This is a genomic window from Phenylobacterium sp. (genome assembly GCF_035569475.1).
GTDB lineage: Bacteria > Pseudomonadota > Alphaproteobacteria > Caulobacterales > Caulobacteraceae > Phenylobacterium.
Map to the genome: position 1 here is coordinate 1 of NZ_DATMNA010000037.1, position 25,271 is coordinate 25,271.

A 25,271-nucleotide genomic window follows, 5' to 3' on the forward strand; every position below is an offset into this window, starting at 1 on the left:
CTACGGCGACAACGACCGCCTGGCCGCCCGGGTGGCCCAGATGATCGGCGCCGACCTGCTGGTGCTGCTCTCCGACGTGGACGGGCTCTACACCGCCGATCCGCGCATCGATCCGTCGGCGGAGCATCTGCCCCGCGTGACGCGCCTGACCCCGCAGATCGAGGCCATGGCGGGCGGCGCCAACGCCGGCGCGGGCGTCGGCACCGGCGGCATGACCACCAAGCTGGCCGCCGCCCGGATCGCCAGCGCGGCGGGCTGCGCCACGGTGATCACCCTGGGCCACCGCCCCTCGCCGCTGCAGGCGGTGGAGGACGGCGAGCGGGCCACGGTGATCGAGCCCTCGACCACGCCCGCGGCGGCCTACAAGGCCTGGATCGCGGGCTCCCTGGCGCCGGCCGGGACCCTGGTGGTGGACGAGGGCGCGGCCCAGGCCGTGCGGCGGGGCAAGAGCCTGCTGGCGGCGGGCGTACGCCGCACCGAGGGTCGCTTCGACAAGGGCGACGCCGTGGTGATCCGCGACGAGGCCGGCCATGAGATCGCCCGCGGCCTCGTCCGCTACGAGGCCGACGACGCGGCGAGGATCTGCGGCCTGAAGAGCGAGGCGATCGAAGCGACCCTGGGCTACACTTCCGGACCCCTGGTGCACGCCGACGACCTGGCGCTGGGCGCGCACGCCCCGGCGTGACTCGCTCCCACCGTTCGTCATCCCCCGGATCGGCCTGCGGCTGACCGGAGGATGGCGGTGTTTGGCAGGCTAGCGATTGAGGTCACCTGGCCGATCCACGTCGAACAGCACCCCGTCATCAGGGCTTTCGACGAGGGCCAGGCGGCCGCCCAGGGCCTGCAATACGCCGCGCGCGCCGGCGTCGCCGGTCAGGGCGAGAAGGTCGGGGAAGAGGGCGCGGCTGAGCAGCACGGGATTGCCCCGGCGGCCTTCGAACACCGGAGCGGCGGCCGCGGCGCCTCCAGCCAGGGCCTCGGCCATCCGGCGCAGGATCGCCGTCGGCACGCGCGGCATGTCGCCCAGGAAGACGAAAGCGCCGGCGGCGTCGGGCGGCAGGCTGGCGATGCCGGCGCGCAGGGACGCGCCCATGCCCTCGGCGTGGTCGGGGGCGTGCACGACCAGCACGCGGGGGTCGAAGGACCGCGCCGCGGCGGCCACCGCCTCGGCGTCCGCCCCGATCACCACGGTGACGCTGCGCACCGGCGCGGCGAAGGCGGCGGCCAGAGCGCCCTCCAGCAGCAGGCCCGCGCCCCACGACGCCAGCAGCTTTCCGCCGCCGAACCGCGAGCCGGAGCCGGCGGCCAGCACCACGGCTTCTAAGGTTTCCTCAGAGGCTTCCCCTGTCGCCAAGGCCTGTTCCCCTCTATGTTAGCGGCTGCATGACGCCCTACGACGCCTCTTCGCCGCAAGGCTCGCGTGGTTTGACCGACAGCCTCGGCCGCACGGTGACCTATCTGCGCGTCTCGGTCACCGACCGCTGCGACTTGCGCTGCGTCTATTGCATGAGCGAGCACATGACCTTCCTGCCGAAGGCGCAGGTGCTGACGCTGGAGGAGCTCGACCGGATCGCCAGCGCCTTCGTGGGCCTGGGGACCCGCAAGCTGCGGATCACCGGCGGCGAGCCGCTGGTGCGCAAGGGCGTCATGGAGCTGTTCCAGAACCTGGGGCGGCATCTGAGGTCCGGGGCCCTGGACGAGATCACCCTGACCACCAACGGCACCCAGCTCGCGCAGTTCGCCCGGGGCCTCGTCGACGCGGGGGTCAAGCGGGTCAACGTCTCGCTGGACACGCTGAAGCCCGACCTCTTCCGCACCCTGACCCGCGGCGGGGACCTGGGAAAGGTGATCGCCGGGATCGACGCGGCCCAGGCCGCGGGCTTGAAGGTGAAGATCAACGCCGTGGCGCTGAAGGACGACAACGCCGCCGAGCTGCCCGACCTGATCCGCTGGGCGCACGCCCGCGGCGCGGACATGACGCTGATCGAGACCATGCCCCTTGGCGAGGTCGAGGCGGACCGGACCGACCAGTACCTGTCGCTGACGGCGCTCCGGGCCGAGCTGGAAAGCTTCTGGACCCTGACGGACCTGGCGGTCACGACGGGAGGCCCGGCGCGCTATGTCGAGGTGGCCGAGACTGGTGGGCGACTGGGCTTCATCACCCCGCTCAGCCACAATTTCTGCGAGGCCTGCAACCGCGTGCGGCTGACCTGCACCGGCACCCTGCACACCTGCCTTGGCCAGGAGGACGCCGCCGACCTGCGCGCCGTGATCCGCGACGGGGCCGACGACGCGGGCCTCATCGAGGCGATCCGCAACGCCGTCGACGCCAAGCCCAAGGGCCACGATTTTCACATTGCCAGAGCTTCGCCCCCAGCGGTGGCGCGGCACATGTCGACGACCGGAGGCTGAGCCGTGGCCCGGGTGCTGCTGTTCGGGCGGCTCAGCGACCTGGCCGGCTGGCGCGAGCGGGAGGTGGAAAGCCCCTTTCTCTCGGCGCTGAAGGCGCGGCTGGCGGACGAGGACGCGGGCCTCGGCGAGGCGCTGGCCGGGCCCGGCGTCCAGGTGGCCCTCGACCAGGTGATCGTGCGCGGCGACGCGCCGCTGAACGCCGTCACCGAGGTCGCCTTCCTGCCGCCGATGAGCGGCGGCTAGGGGCGGGCCGCATGATCCGGCTGACGTTCGACCCCTTCGATCCGGGCGCCCTGCTCACCGAATTCTGCCGCGGACGCTCCGAAGTGGGCGCGGTGGCGAGCTTCACCGGCATCGCCCGGGCCGAAGCCGGCGCGACCGTGGCCCTGGAGCTGGAGGCCTATCCCGGCTTCACCGAGGCCGAGATCGGCAAGATCGCCGACGGGGCCAAGGCGCGCTTCGCCCTCGACGACTTCGCCATCCTGCACCGGGTGGGCAAGATCGCACCCGGCGAGCCGGTGGTCTTCGTGGCCACCGCCGCGCGCCACCGCAGGGCGGCCTTCGAGGCCTGCGACTTCCTGATGGACTACTTGAAGTCCAAGGCGCCCTTCTGGAAGAAGGAACACGGCCCCGACGGCGCCCGCTGGGTCGAGCCGCGGGCCCAGGACCACGCCGACCTCAAGCGGTGGGAGAAGGAGACCTCCAGATGAACGCGCTGACCCCCGGCGGACGTATCGACGAGAAGCTGGCCCTCAAGCCCGTGCGGATCGCCGTCCTGACCATCTCCGACACCCGCGACGAGGAGAGCGACACCTCGGGCCACGTGCTGGCCGAGCGGATCACGGGCGCGGGCCACGAACTGGCCGACCGGGCCATCGTGCGCGACAGCATCCCGGCGATCCGCGAGAAGATCGAGGCCTGGGCGGCCTCCGGCTTCATCGACGCCATCGTCACCACCGGCGGCACCGGCATCACCGGGCGCGACGTGACGCCCGAGGCGGTCGAGCCGCTGTTCGACAAGAAGCTGGACGGCTTTTCGGTGGTCTTCCACATGGTGAGCTACCAGTCGGTAGGGCTTTCGACCCTGCAGAGCCGCGCCACCGCGGGCATCGTCAAGGGCGTCTTCGTCTTCTGCCTGCCGGGCTCCAACGGAGCGGTGAAGGACGGCTGGGACAAGGTGATCTCCGCCCAGCTCGACAGCCGCCACGGCCCTTGCAACATGGTCGAGCTGATGCCGCGGCTGCTCGAGCAATGAGCCGGTCGGGGGCGTGAGCAAGCTCAGCCACATCGGCGCCGACGGCCGCGCCCGGATGGTCGACGTCTCCGACAAGGCGTCCACCGCACGCGAGGCGGTGGCGCAGGGCTTCCTGCGGATGAGCCCGGCGACCCTGGCGCTGGCCGTCTCCGGCGAAGGGGCCAAGGGCGACGTGCGCGCGGTCGCCGAGATCGCCGGCGTCATGGCCGCCAAGCAGACGTCTTCCCTGATTCCGATGTGCCATCCGCTGGCCCTGTCCAAGGTCGAGGTCCGCGTGGAGCCGGCCGACGGCGGGCTCGCGGTGACCGCTCGGGCCAAGACCACCGGGCCGACCGGCGTGGAGATGGAAGCCCTGACCGCCGTGGCGGTCGCCTGCCTGACCCTCTACGACATGCTGAAGGCCGCCCAGAAGGACATGGTCATCGAGGCCGTGCGGCTGGTCTCCAAGACCGGCGGGAAGTCTGGCGACTGGACCATCCCCTAGTCGCGCTCATCCCGCGGAGCAATTTGATGAAACTCCTCGCCGTCGATGACGCCCGCGCCCGCATCCTGGCCGAGATCGCCGCCCTGCCGGCCGAGACGGTCCCGCTGGCCCGGTCGATCGGCCGCGTGCTGGCGGAGGACGTGGCCGCGGTGCGCGACCAGCCGCCGTTCGCGGCCTCGGCGATGGACGGCTGGGCGGTGCGCTCGGCGGATTGCCCCGGAAGCCTGAAGATCGTCGGCGAGAGCGCGGCGGGGCACGGCTTCGAGGGCCGGGTCGGCGCGGGCGAGGCTGTGCGGATCTTCACCGGTGCGGCCGTGCCCGCCGGCTGCGACGCCATCGTCATCCAGGAGGATGCGACGCGGGAGGGCGAGACGGTGCTGGTTCCCGCGATCGCCGCGGGCCGTTCCGTCCGGCCGGCGGCAGGTGACTTCAAGGCCGGCGCGGTCCTGCTGACGCGCGGGACCCGGATCGACCCCTGGCGGCTGTCGCTGGCGGCCTCGGCGGGGCGGGCCGAGGTTTCGGTCGGTGGCCGGGCGCGGGTGGCGCTGCTGTCGACCGGCGAGGAGATCGTCCAGGCGCCGGCGACGCCCGGGCCGTTCCAGATCTACGACAGCGGCTCGCCCGCCCTGGCGGAGATGGTCGAGAGCTGGGGGGGGACGGCGGTTCGCGCCCGGCCGGTGCGCGACGAGCTGGACGCGGTGATCGCGGCGCTGCGGGACGCGGACGCCGAGCTGATCGTGACCGTGGGCGGCGCCTCGGTGGGCGATCACGACCTGGTGCGGGCGGCCGCCGTTGTGCTCGGGCTTTCGCTGCGGGTAGAGAGCGTCAATGTGCGGCCGGGCAAGCCCACCTTCTTCGGGGTGCTGGGCGACGGCCGGCGGCTGCTGGGCCTGCCCGGCAATCCGGCCTCGGCCTTCGTCTGCGCCGAGATGTTCCTGAAGCCCATCCTCAGCGCCTACCAGGGCGCGCCGACCGCGCCGGCGACCATGCCTGCGCGCCTGGCCGAGGCCCTGCCGGCCAACGGCTCGCGCGAGCACTGGATGCGGGCGAAGCTCACCTATGCTGACGGCGGGGTCAGCGTGCGGCCCTATCGCGACCAGGACTCCTCTCTGATCAGCGTCTTCGCCGCGTCCGACGCCCTCATGCGACGGATGCCGGGCGCTCAGGCGGCCGAGGCCGGGACGGTCGTCGAGGTGTTGCCGCTGTCGCGCGCATAGCGGAGCGCCATGATCTCGCCGATCACCGAGACGGCCACCTCCCAGGGCGCCTTGCCGCCGATGTCGAGGCCGATGGGGGCGTGCAGCTTGGCGAAGGCGCTTTCCGGCGCGCCCTCGGCCCGCAGCGGCGCGAGCCGGTCGGCGATCCGCCGCCGTGCGCCCAGGAGCCCCACGTAGCCGGCCGGCGAAGGCAGGGCGGCGCGGAGGGCCGCGCGGTCGGTCTCCAGGTCGTGGGTGGCGATGGCGATGGCGGTCCAGGGATCGACGCCGATGGCGGCGAAGGCCTGCGCGGGCTCGGCGCGGCTGTAGCCGATTCCGGGGATCGGCGGGCCGCCGGGCGGGCCCTTGGGGCGGACGAGGGTGGTCTCCAGCTCCGACTGGGCGCCGAGCTGGGCGATGGCGAGCGCGGTCGGGTCGCCGCCCACCACGATCAGCCGCGGGGTCGGCTCGTGATGGCGCACCACCTGAGCTTCCGGCCAGGGCGAGATGTCGGGGCCACACTCGCGCGCCGCCCCGTCGCTGACCCAGACCACCGGGCGGCGGTCCCGCCAGGCGGCGAGCAGTTCGCCCAGGGCGTTGTCGTCGGGCGCCACGCGCTCCAGGAAAATCTCGATCCTGGCGCCGCAGAGGAGCTGGATGTCCGGCCACGGGCTGCCCTCGCCATAGACGAGGGTGCGCGGGCTTCCGTCGGCGAGGCATTCATAGGCGTGGTCGGCCACGTCGCTTTCCACGCAGCCGCCGGAAAAGTAGCCGGACACGAAGCCCGGGGCGAAGACCATCTGGGTCCCGACGGGCCGCGGGCCGCCGCCCTCCACCGCGGTCAGGGTGGCCAGGGTGCAGGCCAGGCCCGCCTCGCGCACCTGCGCCAGCGTCGGCCGGACATCGTCGGTCATGCCGAACAGCGGCCATTCGGGGAGGGGCTCACGCACTGACAATATTTACCCCCTGGAAAGGTCCTGGATACGGCTTCTTAGGCATCATAGGCCCAACATGCCTGCTCATTGGAAGTGCCTGAGTCGTCCTCACACATGAGCTCTCCGATCAACAAGCTGGGCCTTGGCTCGGGCCAGTTCGGCCTCGACCAGCAGGCCGGCGCCCGCGGCCGGCCGCGCGATGCGGAGGCGCGCGAGATCCTGGCGATCGCCGCGCGCTCGGGCCTGGGCGTGCTCGAGGTCGGCCGCCATCCCAGTTCCGCCGAGATGACGCTCGGCCAGATCCTGCCCAAGCCGCAACCCTTTCGCCTGACCGTCACCACCGTGCGCCCCGACCGCGGCGCCGATCTGGTGGAGGCCGAGGTGCGCGCGCAACTGGCCCGCCTGGGCGTCGCCTCGGTCGACGCGATCCTGGCGCCCAGCGCCACCGACCTGTTCAGCGCCCACGGCCCGGAACTCTGGGACCGGTTGCGCAGGCTCAAGGACCAGGGCCTGACCAAGAAGATCGGCGTCTCGGTCTACGCCTCGGACGATCCGGTGGGCTTCGCCAAGCGCTTCAAGCCGGACGTGGTCCAGGCGCCGGCCTCGCTGCTCGACCAGCGCCTGCTGATCGACGGCACGCTCGGCCAACTGGCGGGCATGGGGATCGAGGTGCACCTGCGTTCGATCTTCCTGAACGGCCTGCTGTTCCTGCCGCCGGACCGGGCGCCCAACCACCTGAAGGCCGCCGCGGGGCGGATCAGCCGCGCGCGCCGGCTGATCGCCGAGGGCCGCTCCGATCCCCTGCAGGCCGCCCTGGGCTTTGCCCTGTCGCGGCCGGAAGCCTCCGCCGTCCTGGTGGGCGTGGCCTCGGCCGCGGAGATGTCTGCCGTGGCCGCCGCCGCCATGAGCCCGCCGCCGGACCTCGACTGGGACGAGATGGCGCTGGACGATCCCGACGCGCTCGACCCCCGCGCCTGGGCCGCGGCTTAAGTTGGTGATCGCCGCGCATGCGGCCTGCAGGATTCAACCACGAGCCCACACAAACACCACGAACCCGCTCCGCCGGTTGACGCGCCGCTAGCCAGGCCTTTCTGGCTCTGAGGCTTCAAGACCGGCCTGCGGCCGTCGAGCTTCCTTGGCGCGTTCCTGGTGTTTGTGTGGGTTCGTGGTTTTCCTTTTTAGTTCCTCTCGTTGAACGGCTCGTCCAGGCTGGGCTGCGGCTCGGTGAACCAGGCCGCGCCGTCGGGCGTGACGTAGAAGTGGTCTTCCAGGCGCACCCCGAAGGTCTCCGGGATCACGATCATCGGCTCGTTGGAAAAGCACATGCCGGGCGCGAGCGGGGTCTTGTCGCCGCGCACCAGATAGGGCGCCTCGTGAATCGATAGCCCGATGCCATGGCCGGTGCGGTGCGGCAGGCCGGGGAGTTCGTAGCCGGGGCCGAAGCCGGCCGCCTCCAGCACCTGGCGCGCGACGGCGTCGATCGCCTCGCAGGGCACGCCGGGTCTGACCGCGGCGAAGGCGGCGGCCTGGGCCTTCTTCTCCACCGCCCAGACGCGGCGCTGCTTGGGCGACGGCGTCCCGAAGACGTAGGTGCGGGTGATGTCGGAGTTGTAGCCCTGCACCCGGCAGCCGGTGTCGATAAGGACGATGTCGCCATCCTTGAGCTGCTGCTCGCCGGGCAGGCCGTGCGGATAGGCGGATGCGTGGCCGAACTGCACCGCGCAGAAGGACGAGCCGTCATCGGCGCCGAGCGCGCGATGCGCCTGGTCGATGAAGCGGCGCACGGCGGTGGTGGTGATCCCGGCCGCAAGGATGCGCGCGGCGCGGCGATGGACCTCCAGCGTCATGGCCTTGGCCTGGCCCATCAGGGCCAGCTCTGCCGGCGACTTGATCATCCGGCAGCCGTCGACAACGGGCGCCCCGTTGAGGGTCCGGACGTCCGGCGCGGCCAGGCGCAGGCCGTCGAAGGCGAAGAACGGCAGGGCCGGGTCGATAGCCAGGGTCGCCGCCCCCAGCTCGGCGAGGACCCGGGCGACGAGCGCGTAGGGGCTCTCGTGCTCTTCCCAAAGCACGATCTGGGCCTCGATGCCGAGGGAGGCTTCCAGGGAGCCGAGTTCGAAGCGGGGGCAGATCATGCTCGGCGCGCCTTCGCGCGGCAGGATCATCGCCACCAGCCGCTCGGTGGGGTTCCAGCCGACCCCGGCGAAATAGCGCAGCGAAGGCCCGGCCCCGACGATCAGGGCTTCGGCCCCGACCTCGGCCATCAGCGTCTGCGCGCGGGCGAGGCGCTTGGCGCGCTCGGCGGCGGTGATGGCGGGCGCGGGGCTGGGCCAGGGGCCGAGCGCCGCCAGTTCGGCTTCCGCCGTCGATCCGCCGATGCCGCTGCTCATGGATCTGCTCCCTTTCTCCGCGCAAGCGGAGGCGTCGTTATCTTAACCACCAAGAACGCCAAGGGCGCCAAGGGAGCCAAATCTTGCAAGCGCCGAGAGGCGGCCAAGCGCGGCTTCTTGGCGTACTTGGTGTTCTTGGTGGTCATTCTTCGCCGAGGATCGACCTCGCGCGCGTTGCAGGATGACAGCAGCGCTTCGCGCCGCCTAGAAGTTGACCATGCCCGGAAGCCAGGACTTCGCGGCCGACCCGCGCAATGCGGACCTGCTGATCTACGTCAACGGCGCGCTCGTCCCGCGGGCCGAGGCGAAGGTGTCGATCTTCGACGCCGGCTTCGTGCTGGGCGACGGCGTCTGGGAGGGATTGCGGCTGCACAAGGGGCGGTTGCTGTTCCTCGAGACGCACCTCGATCGGCTCTATTGGGGCCTGGAGAAGATCGGGCTCGACATCGGCCTTGGCCGGGAGGCGCTGATCGCGGAAATCCGCAAGGCGCTCGACGCCAACCGCATGACGCACGGGGCGCACCTGCGGCTGATGGTGACGCGGGGCGAGAAGGCCGCCGCCAACCAGGACCCGCGCAACTGGCTGGGCAAGCCCACCGTGGTGATCACCGCCGAGTACAAGGAGCCGGCCGCTCAGATCGCCACCCGCGGCCTGTCGCTGGCCACGTCGCAGGTGGTCTGTTCGCCGGCCGAGATGTTCGACATGCGGCTGAATTCGCACAGCCGGCTGAACCTGATCACCGCCCTCCTGGAGGCGATCAAGGCCGGAGCGGACGAGGCGGTGATGCTGGACCCCGGCGGCCACGTGTCGAGCTGCAACGCGACGAACCTGTTCTGGGTCAGGGACGGCCGCGTGCGGACGTCCTCGGGCCAGTTCTGCTTCAACGGGGTGACGCGGGCCAATGTGATCGCGCTCTGCAAGGCGAACGGGATTCCCCTGGACCAGGGGCATTTTCCCCTCGCCGACCTGCACGGGGCCGACGAGGCCTTCGTCACCGGCACCTTCGGCGGCCTGACCCCGGTGCGCGAGGTGGACGGCCATGGGCTGACGGCCGCCCTGCCGGGGCCGGTGACCGCGCGGCTTCGCGGACTCTACGAGGCGCTGAAGGACGCCGACGCGGGCGCATGACCACGGTGCGGATCGCCATGTGGTCGGGGCCGCGGAACATCTCCACGGCGATGATGCGCAGCTTCGAGAACCGGCCGGACTGCGTTGTGGTCGACGAGCCGTTCTACGCGGCCTACCTCGCCGAGACGGGACTCGAGCACCCGATGCGCGCCGAGGTCCTGGCCTCGCAGCCGCAGGACTGGCAGGTGGTGGCCGACGGGCTGGCCGGGGACGATCCCGCGCCGGTCTTCTACCAGAAGCACATGACCCACCACATGCTGCCGGGCTTCGGCCTGGACTGGACGGCGGCGTGCCGGAACGCCTTCCTGATCCGCGATCCGGCGGCGGTGCTGGCGTCCTATGTGAAGGCGCGCGCCGAGGTGACGCTGGCCGACATCGGCGTGGTGCGCCAGCGCGAGCTGTTCGACCGTGAGGCCGACCGGCTCGGCAGGGCTCCGCCGGTGGTCGAGGGCGCCGACGTGCTGGCCGATCCGCGCGGCGCCTTGAGCGCGCTCTGCGCGGCCCTGGGCGTTCCGTTCGCCGAGGAGATGCTGAGCTGGCCCGCGGGCCGCCGGGCGAGCGACGGCGTCTGGGCTCCGGCCTGGTACGCCGCGGTGGAGCGCTCCACCGGCTTCGCCGCGCCGGAGCGCCCGCCGGGCGCACCCCTCGACGACGGGCTCAGGCGGATCGCCGAGGCGGCCCGCCCGCACTACGAAGCCCTGGCGCGCTATCGCCTGCAGCCCTGAGGCCAAACGAAAGGAGGCCGCCTCACGGCGGCCTCCTCCTGGAGCCGTGTCGCGTGCGATCAGGCCGTGGCGGGCGCCGCGGTCTTGCGCGAGCGGCGCAGGCCGGCGCCGATGCCGACAAAGCCGACGATCATCAGAGCCCAACTCGCGGGCTCGGGCGCCCCCGAACCCACCTGCACGATGTTGTCCACAGACAGGGGCCCGCTGGTCAGGCCGCTGACGGTGTAGGTGATGTGGAAGGTGTCGTTGACGTTCGCATTGTAGGTCGGAAAGAGGAAACCGAAGCTGATCTTCTCGCTGTTCTGGTAGCCGCCCGCCGGGCCGCCGGTGCAATGCGCGGTCACCGCGCTGGTGCAGTCGTCGGTAATGGTCGCGGGGGAAGGATCGAAGGTCGCGACGCCGCCGGTCATCTGATCCGTGATCGTGATCAAGGCCGTCACGCCTGCGAGCGAAATCTCCGATCCGTTGATGTCCGGATTGAACGAGTAGTCGAAATTGAACGTAGCGCCGAGCGGGATGAAATAGGTGTCTTCGGTCGGGACGATCTGCGGATGGATTCCGCTGATCTTGGATCGAAGGCCGAGTTCTACGCCGTCCGCGGTGTTGGTGGTGAATTCCTGCGGCAGGACGCCATTTCCTGTGCCGAAATAGACGCCCGGAGCGGCCAGGTTCTGATTGAATTGCTCGGTGGCCCGGGCCCCGGACGCCAGCCCAAGGGCAGCGACGGCCGACAAGGCCGCCAGACAAACTGAATTCCTATGCATAAACCCCCCAAATTCGATCCATAGGCGAGCCCGGCAGCCCAAGAACTGAGCGGGGCCGCACTATGGATTTCTTATGCGGCCGGCGGACCGTTAACCTTTATGGTTGCGTTACCAAGGGGATTCCCCTTAGGCGCGAGTGCGCCCCGACGGGGGAGCCGCGTTGGCGCGCGGCGGTCAGCCTAGACCAGCTTCTTCTTGTAGAGCGCTGTTAGCTCGGACCAAGCGCGCTCGGCCCCCGCTTCGTTGTAGACGGCGCTGCCCTTGACGCACCAGCCGTGGTTGCAGCCGTCGTAGACCTCCACGCGGGCGGTCTTGCCAGCGTCGGCGAAGGCCTTCTTCAGCACGTCCTTGTCGGTGGGCGCCCGCTGGTCGTCATTGGCGGCGACGGCGGAATAGACCTCTGCCTTCATCTTGGGGATCAGCAGGTGCGGGCTGGCCTCCGTCTGGGTGACGAGGCCGCCGCCGTGGCAGGTGACGGCGCCCTTGATGCGATCGGGCAGGACCGCGGCGGTGCGGTACACCAGCGGTCCGCCCATGCAGTAGCCCTGGGTCCCGGCTCCCTTCTTCTTGTCGGTCTGCGGCTGGGCGTCGAGGAAGGCGAAGAAGGCGGGCGCGTCCGTCTCGACGGCGCCTGGGCCGGAGATGCCGCCCGCCAGCTTCATGAACTTCGGCCGGTCCTCGGCCTTGCCGAAGTCCAGGCCTTCGGTGACGCCGGGCGCGCGGCCGCCGCGGTAGAACGGGTTGGGCACCAGCACCACATAGCCCTGGGCGGCGAGCCGGCGGCCCATGTCGCGGAAGACAGGACGCAGGCCCCCGATGTCGGTCCAGATCAGCACGGCCGGCCACTTGCCCTTGCCCTGCGGATAGAAGAGCGCCGCGTCGCAGATCCCGTCGGCCGTTTTGATGTCGACGTCCTTCTCCATGACGGTGGCCTGGGCGTGCGCCATGCTCGCCGATACGGAGGCTGCCAAGCCGGCGGCCGCGGCGGCGGACAAGCCGAAGGCTCGGCGAGACATCGGAGTCTCTGCGGCGAGAATGGTGCCTTCGAACTGATGGATTTCGTCGTCGCACATGGCGGCAGCCTCCCTGGGAATGAGACCTGAAGGGTCGGCGCCAATGTTACGGCGTTATTTCCGCGGGGGAAGCGGCGGCGTCGCCGGCGCTCAGTCGGCCTTGGCCTTGCGCTCGCCGGTCTTGGCGAGGGCGATCAGGAGCGCCAGCCGCTGTTCGCGGGAGGGCGCTTCACGCGACCTGCGCGTCGGCGTCTTCGATGGCTTCATCGCCGCCTCCCTTGATCACGTCCTCCAGGCCCTGTTCGCGGACCTTGCGGTAGAGCGTCGAGCGGCCGATGCCGAGGCGGCGGGCCACCTCGCTCATGTGGCCGGCGTAGATCTCGATGGCGAGCTGGATCAGGTCGCGTTCGATCTCTTCCAGGGTGCGCAGGTGGCCGCGCTCGTCGAGGATGCGCACCGGCACCGCCTGCGGCATGTCCGGGATCATCTGGCCGACGGCCGTCGGCAGGGCGGCGAAGCTCGCCGCCATCGGCTCGGCGGCCTGGACCGGCGGCGCGACGCCGCTGATCGCCGGGAAGTCGTGCGGCTGCAGGTAGGGCGCGTCGGCAAGCACGATGGCGCGGTAGACCGCGTTCTCCAGCTGGCGGACGTTGCCCGGCCAGTCGAAGGCGGTCAGCCAGGCCATGGTCTCGGGTGTGGCGCCCACGACGGACTTGCCTTCCTCGACGTTGAACCGCTTGACGAAGGCGTCGACCAGGGCCGGCACGTCCTCCTTGCGTTCGCGGAGCGCCGGGGCCTCGATCGGGAAGACGTTCAGGCGATAGTAGAGGTCCTCGCGGAACCGGCCTTCCTTCACGGCGAGGCTGAGGTCGCGGTTGGTGGCCGAGACGATGCGAACGTCGACCTTGATCGGGCGCTTGCCGCCGACCGGGTCGATCTCGCTCTCCTGCAGGGCGCGCAGCAGCTTGACCTGGACGTCGAGGGGCAGTTCGCCGACCTCGTCGAGGAACAGGGTGCCGCCGTTGGCCTCCTGGAACTTGCCCAGGTGCTTGTCGGTGGCGCCGGTGAAGCTGCCCTTCTCGTGGCCGAACAGGATGGATTCCACGAGGTTCTCAGGGATCGCGCCGCAGTTGACCGCCACGAAGGGCTTGCCGGCGCGGTCGGACGAGCCGTGGACCGCGCGGGCGATGACTTCCTTGCCGACGCCGCTTTCGCCGGTGATCAGGATCGGGATGGCGGACTTCGCGGCCCGTTCGCCCAGCCGCTTGACCATGGTCATGGCCGGCGAGGCGCCGATCAGGTCGCCGAAGCTGGTGCGCCCGGAGGCATGTTTCTTCAGCCGGTCGACCTCGCCCTTCAGCGCGCCCATGGACAGCGCGTTGCGGATCGAGACCAGGATGCGCTCAGGCGCAGCGGGCTTGATGAAGAAGTCCATGGCGCCGGCCTGCATGGCCTGCACCACCGTGTCGATGCCGCCGGTGGCGGTGACCACGATCACCGGCTGGGGGAAGCCGCGGGCGCGCATCTCGACCAGGGTCTCCTGGCCGGAGATCCCGGGCATCACCAGGTCGAGCAGCACCACGTCGGCGCTGGCGCCCGAGGCGAGGTGGCCGATCGCCTGGTCGCCGTTCTCGGCATGCGCGACGGCGAAGCCCTCGCGCTCGAGGACCGCCTGGATCAGCCGACGCTGCGTCGGGTCGTCATCGACGACGAGGACCGTTTTGGCCATATGAAGACACCCACCATGACTGGCCGCCGCCTCGTGGACGAAGGCTCCTGTTGTCACGAATTGATACAGGGCAGGCGTAAAGACCGGGTTTCGGAGACCTGAGTCAGGGGTTAACGGCGCGGCTCCGGATGCGCCCGGCCGGCGGGGTGAAATCCAACTGTCACGATCCGTCGCCAAGGTGGCCGCCTTCGCTATAAGGCCGGTCATGCAGCTTTCCAGATTCGCCGCCGCGGGCGTGCTCGCCGCGGCTCTTTTATTTTCAGCGTCCGCCAAGGCCGCGCCGCGCAACGTGATCATCTTCGTCGCCGACGGCCTGCGTTCGCACAGCGTGACGCCGGAGACGGCGCCGGCGCTCGCGGCGGTGCGCAGCGAGGGCGTGGACTTCGCCAACAGCCATTCGCTCTATCCGACCGTGACCACGCCCAACGCCTCGGCCATCGCCACCGGCCACCTGCTGGGCGACACCGGCGACTTCGGCAACACCATCTTCGTGGGCGAGCCTCTGGCGCCGCCCTATGGATCCGCGCTGGCCGCGCTCGAAGACGACGACCTGCAGAAAATCCTGAACACGCGCTTCGGCGGCAACTACCTGGCCGAGACGACGCTGCTGGCCGCCGCCCGCGCCAAGGGCTACGCCACCGTGGCGATCGGCAAGCACGGCCCGACGGCGATCCAGGACGTGACCTCGCGCGACGGCCTGGGCACGATCGAGATCGACGACGACACCGGCGGCCGCGACGGAGGCCACGGCATACCGCTGGCCGCGCAGGTCACCGCGGCGATGAAGGCCGCGGGCCTCGAGACCCTGCCGCCGGACCGTGGCCTGAACGGCGGCGGCGGGGCCTACAACATGCCGGGCGTTCTGGTGGCCAATGTCGAGCAGCAGGACTGGATGGCCGCTGTGGCGACCAAGGTGCTGCTGCCGCGCTTCAAGGCGGAGGGCCGGCCGTTCGTACTGCTCTTCTGGTCGCGCGATCCCGACGGGACCCAGCACGGCCAGGGCGACAGCCTCAACGAGCTCACCCCCGGCATCAACGGCCCCACCTCGAAGGCCGCGATCCGCAACGCCTCGAACGACCTGCAGAAGCTGCGCGACGCGCTGAAGGCGCTGGGCCTGGACGACAACACCGACATCGTGGTCACCGCCGACCACGGCTTTTCGACCATGTCGCGGCAGAGCCCGGACAGTCCGGCGGCGAAGTTCGCCTACCGGGACGTGAAGCCGGGGTTCCTGCCGCAGGGGTTCCTGGACATCGACATGTCGATCGCCCTGAAGCTGAAGCTCAACGACGCCACCGGCGACGAGGTCCGGCCGGAGGCGGGCTTCTATCCGAAGCACGGGTCGCTGCTCGGCCCCGATCCGGCCCACCCGCTGATCGCCATCGCGCCCAACGGCGGCACGGACCTGATCTACCTGCCCGGTCCGGACGCCAAGGCGCTTGCGCCGCGGGTGGTCGAGTTCCTCACTCGCCAGACCTACGTGGGCGCGATCTTCGTCAACGACGCCCTGGGCCCGATTCCCGGCGCCCTGCCGATGAGCAAGGTGGGCCTGATCGGCGCGGCGCGGACGCCGCAACCGTCCATCGTGATCTCGTTCAAGAGCTGGTCGACCGGCTGCGAGGACCCGGAGATGTGCGGCGTCGAGTTCGCCGATTCCAGCCAGCAGCAGGGCCAGGGCATCCATGGCTCCTTCGGCCGCCAGGACACCCACAACTTCATGGCCGCGATCGGCCCCGATTTCAAAGCGGGCTTCGTCGACCCGGCGCCGGTCAGCAACGCCGACTGGGCCAATACGCTCGCCCACATCCTGGGCCTGCAGCTCTCCGACATCGGCGGGCTTCGGGGGCGGGTGATGCGCGAGGCGCTGGCCGACGGCGGGCCGCCGCCGGAGGCGCGCGCCGTGACGGTGCGATCCGAGCCGGCCGCCAACGGCTTCGTCACCGTGCTCAACACCCAGGAGGCGGGCGGCGAGACCTATTTCGACGCCGCCGGGGCGCCGGGGCGCGCGATCGGGCTGAAGCCTTAAGTTGGTGACTGAATCAATCAGGAACCTGCTTCCTTCCTGATCGTCATTCCCGGGCTTGTCCCGGGAACCCATATTCGCCGTCGCTGCAAGCCGATCACCAGGCGCCGCCGCGGCTTTCTGGCTCCCTCGGAGTTTATGGGTTCCCGGCACAAGGCCGGGAATGACGAACAATGCGCTGGAACGACAAGGAGCTGATTAGGTCTTCGGCTTAAGACTCTCAGGCCCTGTGGGGCGGCCGGCCGGGCCTGGCCTGGTCGCCGATGCCCCAGCCGGAGGGGCAGGGGCCCATGCGCAGGAAGTGGCGGACCTGGCTGGCTGTCACCGGATTCGGGTCCTCCGGCGTGCGGTAGTGGTAGAGCTCGGTCAGGGCGAACTCGAGCCGGAAGTCGCGCTGCAGGTCGCCGACCGTGGTCGCGCTGATCCCGAAGGGCCGGCCGTCCACCTGGCAGCTCAGGGCCCAGCCGTTGGGCCGCATGTACGGGCTGGTGGTGTCCCTGCAGGGCCGGCCGTTCACCTCGGCGCGGGCGCGGGCGAAGGTCTCCCGCAGATTGGTGTCGGCGCAGACGTAGGTCGCGGCCTTGACCGAGCCGTCGCGGCCGATTACCTCGACCCGCCAAAGCTGTGGCGGATCCAGCGCCTGCCGCCGGGCCAGGATTTCGCTCTGAGTGGCGCGACCGAGGTCGCAGCCGGCGAGACCGAGCAGGGCCAGGAGCGCGAGGGACCGCAAAGCGCGCGCGCCTAAGGGCGGTGGACCGGTGGGACGATGATCGCCTGCATGTGATGCACTTCGTGCACGACGAAGACCTCGTCGGGCGGCATGCCTTCGGCGGGCGCCGGCGGCTGGGCCATCCAGGCGCCGTAGGCGGCCAGCAGGATGGCGCCGCCCATGACGAAGGCGCCGATGTCCTGCCGCTGGAAGTCCGGCGCGGGCCGGCGAAGCGCGGCGATCCGCTGCTCAAGGGGATGGGCCGAACGGCCGGCCAGCCAGTGGCAACCCAGGGGCGCGGCTATGGCGCCGAGCTGGGTCTTCAGCAGGGTCTCGGCGTAGCGGCGCTTCTGGCCCGGGCGGTGGGCCAGCACCAGGGCGTCGCAGGCCAGCTCCTGGTCGAGACGCGCCTCGCGCGCCGCCAGGTGGATCAGCGGGTTCAGCCAGAACAGGCATTGGGCCAGTGCGATCAGCCCGTTGGTGCGCGGATCGCCGCGCTCGATGTGGGTGCGCTCGTGGGCGCGGATCAGGGCGCGCTCTTCGGCGGAGAAGCGCGCATCCGTGTCGGCGGGCATGACGATCCGGGGCACGACGACGCCCGCCACCGCCGGGCCGGCGAGCCCGCGGCGGGCCATGTCGAGGAACCTGAGCTGACTGATCGCGATGACCAGTCCGGCGAGGACGGCGCCGGCCATCCAGAGGCTGAGCAAGGCGCCCGCCGGGGCGTGCATCAGGCCCTGCGAGGCCTGGTAGACCGGATCGAAGTGCGGGCCGTCGCCCGGCGGGACGATGCGGGTGGCGGCCGCGGCCGGGAACAGGGCGGCGGCGGCGGCGATCGGCACGCAGACCCACAGGCGGTAGGCCATCTCGGGCCCGAAGTTCCTGCGGACCACCGGTCGGATGGCCAGCACGGCCAGGACGGCGCCGGCGGCGGCGAGGTTCAGGTGAATGAGGGCGACGAGGACGTCAGTCGCCATTGTCGAGGTCCGCAATCAGACGCTTCAGACGCGCCACCTCTTCGGACGACAGGTTGCGGTGCCTGGCGTAGTGGGCGACCAGCGGCGCCAGCTCGCCGCCGAACAGCCGGTCGAGCAGGCCCTGGCTCTCGCCCTGGACATATTCCGCGCGGCTGACCAGCGGGCGGTAGCGGGTGCGCCCCTCGCTGCGCTCCGAGGCCAGCGCCTTCTTCTTCAGCAGGCGGTTGATCAGGGTCTTGACGGTGGCCTCGCCCCAGCCCTGCGGGGCGCCGACCGCGGCCACGATCTCGTCGGCGGCCAAGGGGCCTGAGCTCCAGACCGCCTCCATCACCTGGCTTTCCGCCGCCGAAATCCGCGTCATGGCTTTACGTCCGTAATTATCCTCAGACGTTACATCCGTAAATTCTGTCGTCAAGTCACGGCGTCGCGATGGGACGGCGCTCAGGCCACCCGGACCTCGGCGGGGCCGGCCGCCAGGCGGCCGACGACGGCCGCGGCGCTGAACCCGCGGTCGCGGACCAGGGCCAGGACGGCGTCGGCGGCGTCTGGCGCCGCGGCGATCAGCAGGCCGCCGCTGGTCTGGGGGTCGGTGAGCAGGTCGCGCTTCCAGTCCGTCAGGCCGGCGGGCAGGGCGACGGAGGCGCCGTAGCTGGCCCAGTTGCGGGTCGAGGCGCCGGTGCGCAGGCCGGCGCGGGCGAGGGCCTCGACGCCGGCCAGCAGAGGCGGGTCGGCGCCGATCTCCCCAGAGAGGCCCGATCCGCGGCAGATCTCCAGGGCGTGGCCCAGCAGCCCGAAGCCGGTGACGTCGGTGACCGCGTGGACCCCCTCTACGGCGGAAAGCTCGCGCCCGACCGCGTTGAGCTGGGTCGTGGAGGCGATCAGGGCCGCATAACCCGCGGCGTCCAGCCGTTCCTGCTTGAAGGCGGCGCTCAGCACGCCGACGCCGAGCGCCTTGGTCAGGATCAGCACGTCGCCCACCTTGGCCGTGCGGTTGGTCAGCACCTTGTCCGGATGCACCAGGCCCAGGGCGACCAGGCCATAGATCGGCTCGACGCTGTCGATGGAGTGGCCGCCGGCCACCGGCACGCCGGCCGCCGCGCAGACGCTGGCGCCGCCCTCCAGGATCGCGCGGATGGTCGCCGGCGTCAGCTTGTCGATCGGCATGCCGACGATGGCCAGGGCCAGGATCGGCGTCCCGCCCATGGCGTAGACGTCGCTGAGCGCATTGGTCGCCGCGATCCGCCCGAAGTCGAAGGGATCGTCGACCACCGGCATGAAGAAGTCGGTGGTGGCCACCAGGGCCTGGGTGTCGTTCAGCCGCCAGACCGCCGCGTCGTCGGAGGTGTCGGTCCCGACCATCAGGTCGGAGAAGGCCGCCGTCGCCGGCATGCCCTTGAGAATGTCCTGCAGCACGGCGGGCGCCAGCTTGCAGCCGCATCCGCCCCCATGGGCCAGTGAGGTCAGGCGCACGGGTGCGGTCGCGGGGCTGGCTTCGGGCGAGATCACTGTCATAGGCTTCATTCTAATGCGGCCCGCCGCCTAACCCGAAGGCCATTTCCCTGTTCGGCATCCAGATCCTCGAGACCGCCGACCTCGCAACCCTCGCCGGCTACGACGCGGTGATCGATGCGCGCAGCCCCGCGGAGTTCGCGGAGGACCATGCGCCGGGGGCGATCAACCTGCCGGTGCTGTCCAACGAAGAGCGGGCCGAGGTGGGGACAATCTATGTCCAGCAGGACCGCTTCCTGGCCCGCAAGATCGGGGCGGCCTACATCGCCCGCAACGTCGCCCATCATCTGCAGACCGCGCTCGCCGACCAGCCGGGCTCGTTCCGGCCGCTGATCTACTGCTGGCGCGGCGGCCAGCGGTCGAACGCCATGGCGACCATCCTGGCCCAGGTGGGCTGGCGAACCGCCGTGCTGGCCGGCGGCTACAAGACCTGGCGGCGGCACGTCAGCGCGCGGCTCTACGACCAGACCCTGCCGTTCCGGCTGGTGCTGCTCGACGGCTACACCGGCACGGCCAAGACCGAGGTGCTGCAGCGGCTGGCGGCCCGCGGCCAGCAGGTGATCGACCTGGAGGGCCTGGCTGCGCACCGGGGTTCGCTGTTCGGCGCGATTCCGGGGCAGCCGCAGCCCAGCCAGAAGCTGTTCGAGTCCCGGCTGCTGGTCGCCCTGGAGGGCCTGGACCCGGCGCGGCCGGTGATCGTCGAGGCGGAATCGAGCAAGGTCGGCGAACGCATGGTCCCGCCGGCGCTCTGGGACGTCATGACCGCCGCGCCGCGGCTGGAGCTCAGCGCCTCGCCCGAGGCCCGCGCCCGCTACCTGGTGCGCGCCTACGGCGACATGGTGGAAGACCGCGCGGCCCTGGACGACGCGCTGCGCCGCCTGCCGACCTGGCCCGGCCGCAAGCGGCTGGAAGCCTGGGGCCGGCTCGCCGACGCCGGCGACTTCGAGGCCTTGGCCCTGGAGCTGATGACCCTGCACTACGACCCGGCCTATCTCCGCTCGAGCCGCAAGGACGCGCGGCCGAGCCTGGGCGTCCTGGACCTGGGCGCGCTGGAGCCCGCCGACCTCGACGCCGCCGCCGACGAGATCGTCCGCCGGGTCGGCGCTCTGGGCGCCTGACGAAGAATAGACGGCGGCTCAGGCCGCCCCGCGTGGTAGGATGGCGGATCAAAGACGCGCGCGGCCGGCCCACGCGCCGGCGTCGGCCGCCTCTCCCAGGGAAACCGGCCATGAAACGCTACGCAGGCACGATCACGCCCACCCGGCGCGACCTCTCCGATCCGCGCTCCTCGCGCAAGCCCGGCCCGGCGGCTCCCGCCACGCCCGTGCTCAACGACCAGCGCAGCACGCGCTGAGCCCCAGATTTCAGGAGCCCGACATGGCCAAGGGTCAGAAGAAGTCCAACAAGGAAGCGCGAAAGCCGAAGCAGCCGAAGGCCAAGCCGCCGGAGGTGATCTCGGTCCTCAACCCGGCGCACAAGAAGCGCTGAGCGCCCGCCCGCAGCCCATCGGACAGCGTATAGCCGCCGAACGTTCCTCGCCGTCGCCGCCGCGAGCCGGTTGACGTGGCGGCCTGCTTGCCCGCGACCTCAGTCCGCGCATAGTGCCTCCCAAGGCCGAGGTTACGGCCGCTTGGGAGAGGCGTTCATGAGGATCATCAAGCTCGCGCTGGCGTTCGCGCTGGCCGCCACGGTGGCGGCCTGCCAGAAGCCCGTCGCCAATGTGGACGGGGCGCGGATCGCGGCCGCCGACGGCAACGCCGAGTGGGTCTCCTACGGCAAGGGCTATTCCGAGCAGCGGTTCTCGCCGCTCGACAAGGTCAACACCGGCAACGTCGGCCAGCTCGGTCTGGCCTGGTACGCCCAGTTCGACACCGATCGCGGCCAGGAGGCGACGCCGCTGATGGTCGACGGCGTGCTCTACACCACGACGGCCTGGTCCAAGGTCTACGCCTTCGACGCCGCCACTGGGAAACAGCTCTGGGCCTATGACCCCAAGGTCGATGGCGCCAAGGGCTTCGACGCCTGCTGCGACGTGGTCAACCGCGGCGTCGCCATCTGGAAGGGCCGCGTCTACGTCGGGACCATGGACGCACGCCTGATCGCGCTCGACGCCAGGGACGGCCACGTCGTCTGGCAGGCCCAGGTCGGCGATCCCAAGAAGCCCTTCACCATCACCCAGGCCCCCCGGGTGGTGAAGGACAAGGTGCTGATCGGCGAGTCCGGCGCCGAATACGGTGTGCGCGGTTTCCTCGCCGCCTATGACGCGGCCACCGGAAAGAAGCTCTGGCGCTTCTACACCCTGCCCAACGCCGCCGGGACGCCGGACGGCGAGCCCTCCGACAAGCCGCTGAAGGACAAGGCCATGGCCACCTGGCCCGACGGCCAGTGGAAGACCGTGGGCGGCGGCGGCACGGTATGGGACGCGATCGTCTATGATCCGCAGCTCAATCTGATCTACTTCGGCGTCGACAACGGCACGCCTTGGGATCAGGAAAAGCGTTCCGGCGGCAAGGGGGACAACCTCTTCCTGTCGTCGATCGTGGCGATCAACGCCGACACCGGCGAATACGCCTGGCACTACCAGGTGAACCCCGGCGAGAGCTGGGACTACTCGGCCGTGCAGCCGATGATCCTGGCCGACCTGAAGATCGACGGCCAGGTCAGGAAGGTGCTGATGCAGGCGCCGAAGAACGGCTTCTTCTATGTCCTCGACCGCACCAACGGGAAGCTGCTCTCGGCCAAGAACTATGTGCCCGTGACCTGGGCCAAGAGCATCGACCTGGCCACCGGCCGACCGGTGGAAAACCCCGAAGCCCGCTATAAGAACGGCAGCGTCGATCTGCAGCAACCCGGGCCGCTGGGCGCCCACAACTGGCATCCGATGTCGTTCAGTCCGAAGACGGGGCTGGTCTACATTCCAGCCCAGTCGGACCCCTTCGCCTACCAGGGCGCCAAGACCTTCGGCTACAAGGCCGGCGCCTGGAACCTGGGGATCAATACCCTGGCCAACGCCGGGCCGATGACGCCGGACCAGGCCAAGGCCACAGCGGCCTCCTACAAAGGCTACCTCGTCGCCTGGGACCCGGTGCAACAGAAGGCGGTCTGGAGCGTCGAGCACCCCTATTTCTGGAACGCAGGCGTCCTGTCGACCGGCGGCGGCCTGGTGTTTCAGGGCGCGGCCGAGGGGCAGTTCTACGCCTACGACGCGACCAGCGGAAAGCAGCTCTGGTCCTATCAGACCGGCAACGGCGTGATCGCCGCGCCGATGACTTACGAGCTGAACGGAGAACAGTATGTCGCCCTGATGGTGGGCGCGGGCGGCGGCGGCCAGATTTCAGCCCCAGCCTTCATGCCCACCCGGCCGCGCCTGCCCGGCCGCCTGCTGGTCTTCAAGATCGGCGGAACGGCCAAGGCCAAGGATTTCGTCCTGCCGGCCCAGCCCACCATCGACCTGACCAAGGTCACCACCACCGGCGACAAGGCTCACGGCTACGTGGTGTTCAACGACAATTGCGGCGTCTGCCATGGAACCAACGCCACCGGCTCCTGGCTGCCGGACCTGAAGCGCTCGCCGATGATCACTACGGCGGACGATTTCAACTCGGTGGTCATCCAGGGGGTGCGCGCCCACAACGGCATGGTCAGCTTCGCGCGGTTCCTGTCGAAGCAGGACGTGGAGGACGTGCGCGCCTTCCTGATCAGTCAGGGTAAGGGCGAGCCTTTGCCGGTGGCGAAATAGTTTCCTCTCCCCCGGCGAAGCCGAGAGGGAGAGGGCGGCTCGGGGTCGGCGATCCGGCGGCATTCGGTCGAGGGCCGTCGGTTGAATTCGAGAAGGCCCGAGAGGTCCTCACCGCCCTCTCCCTACTCTCTCCCTCTCTTCGCTGCGCTCGGGGGAAAGGAGGCTACCGCAGCACCGCCGCGAATTGCTCGGCGATCCAGTCGGACTGGTCGTCGGTGAGGATCAGGGGCGGGGCGATACGGATGGTGTGGGCGTGGGTCTCCTTGGCCAGGAGGCCGCGCGCCTGCAGCGCCTCGCAGACGCGGCGCGCGCCGCCGGCTTCGGCGTGCAGCTCGACCGCCAGCATCAGGCCGCGGCCGCGCACGTCCTTGACGCTGTCGGCGCGGATCGAGGCCAGGGCCGCCTGCAGCCGGTCGCCGACGCGGGCGGCGTTCTCGACCATGCCCTCCTCGACCAGCACTTTCAGCGCCGCGCGCGCCACGGCGCAGGCCAGCGGATTGCCGCCGAAGGTCGAGCCGTGCTCGCCGGGGTGCAGGACGTCCATCACCTCCGAGTTCGAGAGCACGGCGGAGACCGGATAGAAGCCGCCCGAGAGCGCCTTGCCGATCAGGGTGAGGTCCGCCTCGACGCCCTCGTGCTCCTCGGCCAACAGCTTGCCGGTGCGGCCGAGGCCGGTCTGGATCTCGTCGAGGATCAGGATGGCGCGGCGCTCGGTGCAGAGCTCGCGGGCGCGCTTCAGGTAGCCCGCCGGCGGGATGATCACGCCGGCCTCGCCCTGGATCGGCTCCAGCAGCACGGCCACGGTGTTGGGCCCGATGGCGGCGTCCAGGGCCTCGGTGTCGCCGTAGGGGACGACTTTGAAGCCCGGCGCGAAGGGCCCGAAGCCGCCGCGGGACTGCGGGTCGGTGGAGAAGCCCACGATGGCCACCGTGCGGCCGTGGAAGTTGTCGGCGGCGACCACGATCTCGGCCTGGTCGGCCGGGACGCCCTTCACCTCGTAGCCCCACTTGCGGGCCACCTTGATGGCGCTTTCCACGGCCTCGGCGCCGGAGTTCATCGGCAGGACCTTGTGGCTGCCGGTCAGCGCGCAGAGCTCCTCGTAGAAGGGCGCGAGCTGGTCGTTGCGGAAGGCGCGGCTGGTCAGCGTCAGGCGGCCCGCCTGCGCCACCATGGCCTCTAGGATCTTCGGATGGCAGTGGCCCTGGTTCACCGCCGAATAGGCGGACAGGCAGTCGAGGTAGCGATTGCCATCCACGTCCCAGACATGGACCCCCTGGCCGCGGGTCAGGACCACGTCCAGCGGCTTGTAGTTCTTCGCGCCGTAAAGGCCTTCCAGCGCGATCAGGTCGGCGGTGAGCGAGCGGGTGAGGGCGATGTCGTTCATGGCGAGGGACCTCTATTCGGCGGCGAGGATGGCGGGCCGGGCGGCGCTGGTCCGGTCGAGGCGGAGCGTCATGCAGTAGGCCGCGCCGCCGGAGCGGATGAAGGGCGCCAGGTCGACCTCCACGAGGCTATAGCCGTGGGCCTGCAGCTTGCCGCGCAGGCTTTCGGGGGCACGCGCCATGACCAGGGTCTCGCCCAGGTTCACGGCGTTGACGCAGAAGGCGGCGGCTTCCTCGGCCGTCGCCTCGATGCGGTCGCCCGGCGCCAGGCGGGCGCGGATCTCGGCCAGGGCGGCGGGCGTGAAGGCGTCGGGATGGTAGAGGACTTGGCCGCCCGACAGCGGGCAGAAGCAGGTGTCGAGGTGGTAGAACCGCTCGGAGACCAGCTCCAGGCCCACGACCTCCTGGCCGAAGGTCTTGCGGATCACGCCCAGGGAGGCGCGGTTCGAGCGGGGGCCGAAGCCGGCCCAGAACCAGCCGCGGCCGGCGTCCCAGATGGCGTCGCCGGCGCCCTCCTGGAGCACGCCCTCGGGCAGGTCGACGAGTTCGCTCACCACGCCGCGCGCCTTCAGCCGGGCGAAGACCGCGCGGAACACCGTCTCCTCGCCCTGCCGCTCCGGATGGCGGAAGCGGGCCAGCAGCACCCGGCCGTCCAGCACCACCGCGGCGTTGGCGGGGAACACCAGGTCGGGCAGGCCGCGCACGGCCTCGATGGTCTCGACGCGGGCGCCCAGCCCTTGCAGGGCGGCGCGCAGCTCGCCCGACGCGGCCGTGGCGGCCGCAGCGCAGTCGGCGGTCCAGGCGCCGGGATCCATCCAGGGGTTGATCCGGTAGCTGACGTCGAAGGCGCTGGGGTCGGTCATCAGGAAACGCGGTGGGGCGTCCATGCAGGGGTCCTCG

At 70.7% G+C, this 25,271-nt stretch carries 27 protein-coding genes; 15 read left to right on the plus strand and 12 right to left on the minus strand.

Annotation, left to right across the window (positions count from 1 at the left end):
• A partial coding sequence (gene proB / locus VNW53_RS05340; RefSeq protein ID WP_325554068.1) for a glutamate 5-kinase occupies positions 1-685 on the plus strand: 685 nt, incomplete at its 5' end.
• Between the two features lie 69 nt (positions 686-754).
• Here the strand turns inward: proB and VNW53_RS05345 are convergent.
• Complete coding sequence (locus tag VNW53_RS05345; RefSeq protein ID WP_325554069.1) at positions 755-1,315, minus strand: nucleotidyltransferase family protein; 561 nt, start codon at positions 1,313-1,315, stop codon at positions 755-757.
• 68 nt (positions 1,316-1,383) lie between these two features.
• On the opposite strand from VNW53_RS05345, the gene moaA reads away from it, so the two are divergent.
• The 6 genes from moaA to glp are packed head-to-tail and all read left to right on the plus strand — an operon-like array spanning position 1,384 to position 5,368.
• Positions 1,384-2,412: a GTP 3',8-cyclase MoaA gene (moaA, locus tag VNW53_RS05350; protein WP_325554070.1), complete on the plus strand. Its 1,029-nt coding sequence runs from the start codon at positions 1,384-1,386 to the stop codon at positions 2,410-2,412.
• A gap of 3 nt (positions 2,413-2,415) precedes the next feature.
• Positions 2,416-2,655 (plus strand): MoaD/ThiS family protein, encoded by a 240-nt coding sequence (locus VNW53_RS05355; RefSeq protein WP_325554071.1) that lies wholly within the window; start codon positions 2,416-2,418, stop codon positions 2,653-2,655.
• Between the two features lie 11 nt (positions 2,656-2,666).
• On the plus strand, positions 2,667-3,122 hold the full coding sequence (locus VNW53_RS05360; protein ID WP_325554072.1) for a molybdenum cofactor biosynthesis protein MoaE: 456 nt from the start codon (positions 2,667-2,669) through the stop codon (positions 3,120-3,122).
• Complete coding sequence (gene moaB, locus VNW53_RS05365; RefSeq protein ID WP_325554073.1) at positions 3,119-3,667, plus strand: molybdenum cofactor biosynthesis protein B; 549 nt, start codon at positions 3,119-3,121, stop codon at positions 3,665-3,667. The genes VNW53_RS05360 and moaB overlap by 4 nt, the downstream gene beginning before the upstream one ends.
• A 13-nt stretch (positions 3,668-3,680) precedes the next feature.
• A complete protein-coding gene (gene moaC / locus VNW53_RS05370) occupies positions 3,681-4,151 on the plus strand; it encodes a cyclic pyranopterin monophosphate synthase MoaC (RefSeq protein WP_325554074.1) in 471 nt (156 codons plus the stop codon).
• 26 nt (positions 4,152-4,177) lie between these two features.
• Positions 4,178-5,368, plus strand: coding sequence for a gephyrin-like molybdotransferase Glp (glp, locus tag VNW53_RS05375; RefSeq protein WP_325554075.1), 1,191 nt, complete (start codon positions 4,178-4,180; stop codon positions 5,366-5,368).
• Here glp and VNW53_RS05380 read toward each other — a convergent pair.
• Complete coding sequence (locus tag VNW53_RS05380; RefSeq protein WP_325554076.1) at positions 5,314-6,297, minus strand: XdhC family protein; 984 nt, start codon at positions 6,295-6,297, stop codon at positions 5,314-5,316. The genes glp and VNW53_RS05380 overlap by 55 nt on opposite strands.
• Positions 6,298-6,396: 99 nt before the next feature.
• Here VNW53_RS05380 and VNW53_RS05385 point away from each other — a divergent pair, with 99 nt between their 5' ends.
• Positions 6,397-7,272: a bifunctional regulator KidO gene (locus tag VNW53_RS05385; RefSeq protein ID WP_325554077.1), complete on the plus strand. Its 876-nt coding sequence runs from the start codon at positions 6,397-6,399 to the stop codon at positions 7,270-7,272.
• 188 nt (positions 7,273-7,460) lie between these two features.
• Here the strand turns inward: VNW53_RS05385 and VNW53_RS05390 are convergent, their stop codons facing one another.
• The gene (locus tag VNW53_RS05390) at positions 7,461-8,672 is read right to left on the minus strand and encodes a Xaa-Pro peptidase family protein (protein WP_325554078.1); all 1,212 of its coding nucleotides are present in this window, start codon (positions 8,670-8,672) and stop codon (positions 7,461-7,463) included.
• A 217-nt stretch (positions 8,673-8,889) separates the two neighbouring features.
• Here VNW53_RS05390 and VNW53_RS05395 point away from each other — a divergent pair, with 217 nt between their 5' ends.
• Positions 8,890-9,801 (plus strand): aminotransferase class IV, encoded by a 912-nt coding sequence (locus VNW53_RS05395; RefSeq protein ID WP_325554079.1) that lies wholly within the window; start codon positions 8,890-8,892, stop codon positions 9,799-9,801.
• The gene (locus VNW53_RS05400; RefSeq protein WP_325554080.1) at positions 9,798-10,526 is read left to right on the plus strand and encodes a hypothetical protein; all 729 of its coding nucleotides are present in this window, start codon (positions 9,798-9,800) and stop codon (positions 10,524-10,526) included. Before VNW53_RS05395 ends, VNW53_RS05400 begins: the two co-directional genes overlap by 4 nt.
• A gap of 59 nt (positions 10,527-10,585) precedes the next feature.
• On the opposite strand, the gene VNW53_RS05405 is transcribed toward VNW53_RS05400, so the two are convergent.
• The 3 genes from VNW53_RS05405 to VNW53_RS05415 form a co-directional block, all read right to left on the minus strand.
• On the minus strand, positions 10,586-11,260 hold the full coding sequence (locus VNW53_RS05405) for a PEPxxWA-CTERM sorting domain-containing protein (RefSeq protein WP_325554081.1): 675 nt from the start codon (positions 11,258-11,260) through the stop codon (positions 10,586-10,588).
• Positions 11,261-11,469: 209 nt separating this feature from the next.
• Positions 11,470-12,306: a dienelactone hydrolase family protein gene (locus tag VNW53_RS05410; RefSeq protein WP_325554082.1), complete on the minus strand. Its 837-nt coding sequence runs from the start codon at positions 12,304-12,306 to the stop codon at positions 11,470-11,472.
• A 226-nt stretch (positions 12,307-12,532) separates the two neighbouring features.
• The gene (locus tag VNW53_RS05415) at positions 12,533-14,032 is read right to left on the minus strand and encodes a sigma-54 dependent transcriptional regulator (RefSeq protein ID WP_325554083.1); all 1,500 of its coding nucleotides are present in this window, start codon (positions 14,030-14,032) and stop codon (positions 12,533-12,535) included.
• A 205-nt stretch (positions 14,033-14,237) separates the two neighbouring features.
• Here VNW53_RS05415 and VNW53_RS05420 point away from each other — a divergent pair, with 205 nt between their 5' ends.
• Positions 14,238-16,058 (plus strand): alkaline phosphatase family protein, encoded by a 1,821-nt coding sequence (locus tag VNW53_RS05420; protein WP_325554084.1) that lies wholly within the window; start codon positions 14,238-14,240, stop codon positions 16,056-16,058.
• A 217-nt stretch (positions 16,059-16,275) separates the two neighbouring features.
• On the opposite strand, the gene VNW53_RS05425 is transcribed toward VNW53_RS05420, so the two are convergent.
• The 4 genes from VNW53_RS05425 to selD all read right to left on the minus strand — a co-directional run bounded on the left by VNW53_RS05425 (position 16,276) and on the right by selD (position 19,253).
• The gene (locus VNW53_RS05425; RefSeq protein WP_325554085.1) at positions 16,276-16,785 is read right to left on the minus strand and encodes a hypothetical protein; all 510 of its coding nucleotides are present in this window, start codon (positions 16,783-16,785) and stop codon (positions 16,276-16,278) included.
• A gap of 11 nt (positions 16,786-16,796) precedes the next feature.
• Complete coding sequence (locus VNW53_RS05430; RefSeq protein ID WP_325554086.1) at positions 16,797-17,741, minus strand: M56 family metallopeptidase; 945 nt, start codon at positions 17,739-17,741, stop codon at positions 16,797-16,799.
• Positions 17,731-18,102 carry a BlaI/MecI/CopY family transcriptional regulator gene (locus VNW53_RS05435; RefSeq protein ID WP_325554087.1) on the minus strand — a complete coding sequence of 124 codons (372 nt, stop codon included), beginning with the start codon at positions 18,100-18,102 and terminating at the stop codon, positions 17,731-17,733. Before VNW53_RS05435 ends, VNW53_RS05430 begins: the two co-directional genes overlap by 11 nt.
• A gap of 80 nt (positions 18,103-18,182) precedes the next feature.
• Positions 18,183-19,253 carry a selenide, water dikinase SelD gene (gene selD / locus VNW53_RS05440; RefSeq protein WP_325554088.1) on the minus strand — a complete coding sequence of 357 codons (1,071 nt, stop codon included), beginning with the start codon at positions 19,251-19,253 and terminating at the stop codon, positions 18,183-18,185.
• Positions 19,254-19,315: 62 nt separating this feature from the next.
• On the opposite strand from selD, the gene mnmH reads away from it, so the two are divergent.
• The 4 genes from mnmH (at position 19,316) to VNW53_RS05455 (ending at position 22,989) form a co-directional block, all read left to right on the plus strand.
• Positions 19,316-20,368, plus strand: a complete 1,053-nt coding sequence (gene mnmH / locus VNW53_RS05445; protein ID WP_325554122.1) for a tRNA 2-selenouridine(34) synthase MnmH — start codon at positions 19,316-19,318, stop codon at positions 20,366-20,368.
• Positions 20,369-20,478: 110 nt separating this feature from the next.
• A complete protein-coding gene (locus tag VNW53_RS05450) occupies positions 20,479-20,604 on the plus strand; it encodes a hypothetical protein (protein WP_325554089.1) in 126 nt (41 codons plus the stop codon).
• A gap of 23 nt (positions 20,605-20,627) precedes the next feature.
• On the plus strand, positions 20,628-20,738 hold the full coding sequence (locus VNW53_RS19890; RefSeq protein WP_414693244.1) for a hypothetical protein: 111 nt from the start codon (positions 20,628-20,630) through the stop codon (positions 20,736-20,738).
• Between the two features lie 157 nt (positions 20,739-20,895).
• Positions 20,896-22,989: a PQQ-dependent dehydrogenase, methanol/ethanol family gene (locus tag VNW53_RS05455; RefSeq protein ID WP_325554090.1), complete on the plus strand. Its 2,094-nt coding sequence runs from the start codon at positions 20,896-20,898 to the stop codon at positions 22,987-22,989.
• 163 nt (positions 22,990-23,152) lie between these two features.
• Here VNW53_RS05455 and rocD read toward each other — a convergent pair whose 3' ends face one another.
• Complete coding sequence (rocD, locus tag VNW53_RS05460) at positions 23,153-24,373, minus strand: ornithine--oxo-acid transaminase (RefSeq protein ID WP_325554091.1); 1,221 nt, start codon at positions 24,371-24,373, stop codon at positions 23,153-23,155.
• A 12-nt stretch (positions 24,374-24,385) separates the two neighbouring features.
• Entirely contained in the window at positions 24,386-25,258 is an 873-nt protein-coding gene (locus tag VNW53_RS05465) for a dimethylarginine dimethylaminohydrolase family protein (RefSeq protein WP_325554092.1), read from the minus strand.
• Positions 25,259-25,271: the final 13 nt, after the last annotated feature.

Bases quoted from the DNA above. Each gene is read 5' to 3' on its own strand.
- glp (WP_325554075.1), top strand. From the start codon at position 4,178: ATGAAACTCCTCGCCGTCGATGACGCCCGCGCCCGCATCCTGGCCGAG.
- VNW53_RS05455 (WP_325554090.1), top strand. From the start codon at position 20,896: ATGAGGATCATCAAGCTCGCGCTGGCGTTCGCGCTGGCCGCCACGGTG.
- selD (WP_325554088.1), bottom strand. From the start codon at position 19,253: ATGACAGTGATCTCGCCCGAAGCCAGCCCCGCGACCGCACCCGTGCGC.
- VNW53_RS05400 (WP_325554080.1), top strand. From the start codon at position 9,798: ATGACCACGGTGCGGATCGCCATGTGGTCGGGGCCGCGGAACATCTCC.
- VNW53_RS05395 (WP_325554079.1), top strand. From the start codon at position 8,890: ATGCCCGGAAGCCAGGACTTCGCGGCCGACCCGCGCAATGCGGACCTG.
- VNW53_RS05415 (WP_325554083.1), bottom strand. From the start codon at position 14,032: ATGGCCAAAACGGTCCTCGTCGTCGATGACGACCCGACGCAGCGTCGG.
- rocD (WP_325554091.1), bottom strand. From the start codon at position 24,373: ATGAACGACATCGCCCTCACCCGCTCGCTCACCGCCGACCTGATCGCG.
- VNW53_RS05465 (WP_325554092.1), bottom strand. From the start codon at position 25,258: ATGGACGCCCCACCGCGTTTCCTGATGACCGACCCCAGCGCCTTCGAC.
- VNW53_RS05420 (WP_325554084.1), top strand. From the start codon at position 14,238: ATGCAGCTTTCCAGATTCGCCGCCGCGGGCGTGCTCGCCGCGGCTCTT.
- VNW53_RS05360 (WP_325554072.1), top strand. From the start codon at position 2,667: ATGATCCGGCTGACGTTCGACCCCTTCGATCCGGGCGCCCTGCTCACC.
- VNW53_RS05430 (WP_325554086.1), bottom strand. From the start codon at position 17,741: ATGGCGACTGACGTCCTCGTCGCCCTCATTCACCTGAACCTCGCCGCC.
- moaB (WP_325554073.1), top strand. From the start codon at position 3,119: ATGAACGCGCTGACCCCCGGCGGACGTATCGACGAGAAGCTGGCCCTC.
- moaA (WP_325554070.1), top strand. From the start codon at position 1,384: ATGACGCCCTACGACGCCTCTTCGCCGCAAGGCTCGCGTGGTTTGACC.
- VNW53_RS05410 (WP_325554082.1), bottom strand. From the start codon at position 12,306: ATGTCTCGCCGAGCCTTCGGCTTGTCCGCCGCCGCGGCCGCCGGCTTG.
- VNW53_RS05385 (WP_325554077.1), top strand. From the start codon at position 6,397: ATGAGCTCTCCGATCAACAAGCTGGGCCTTGGCTCGGGCCAGTTCGGC.
- VNW53_RS05390 (WP_325554078.1), bottom strand. From the start codon at position 8,672: ATGAGCAGCGGCATCGGCGGATCGACGGCGGAAGCCGAACTGGCGGCG.
- VNW53_RS05435 (WP_325554087.1), bottom strand. From the start codon at position 18,102: ATGACGCGGATTTCGGCGGCGGAAAGCCAGGTGATGGAGGCGGTCTGG.
- VNW53_RS05450 (WP_325554089.1), top strand. From the start codon at position 20,479: ATGAAACGCTACGCAGGCACGATCACGCCCACCCGGCGCGACCTCTCC.
- VNW53_RS19890 (WP_414693244.1), top strand. From the start codon at position 20,628: ATGGCCAAGGGTCAGAAGAAGTCCAACAAGGAAGCGCGAAAGCCGAAG.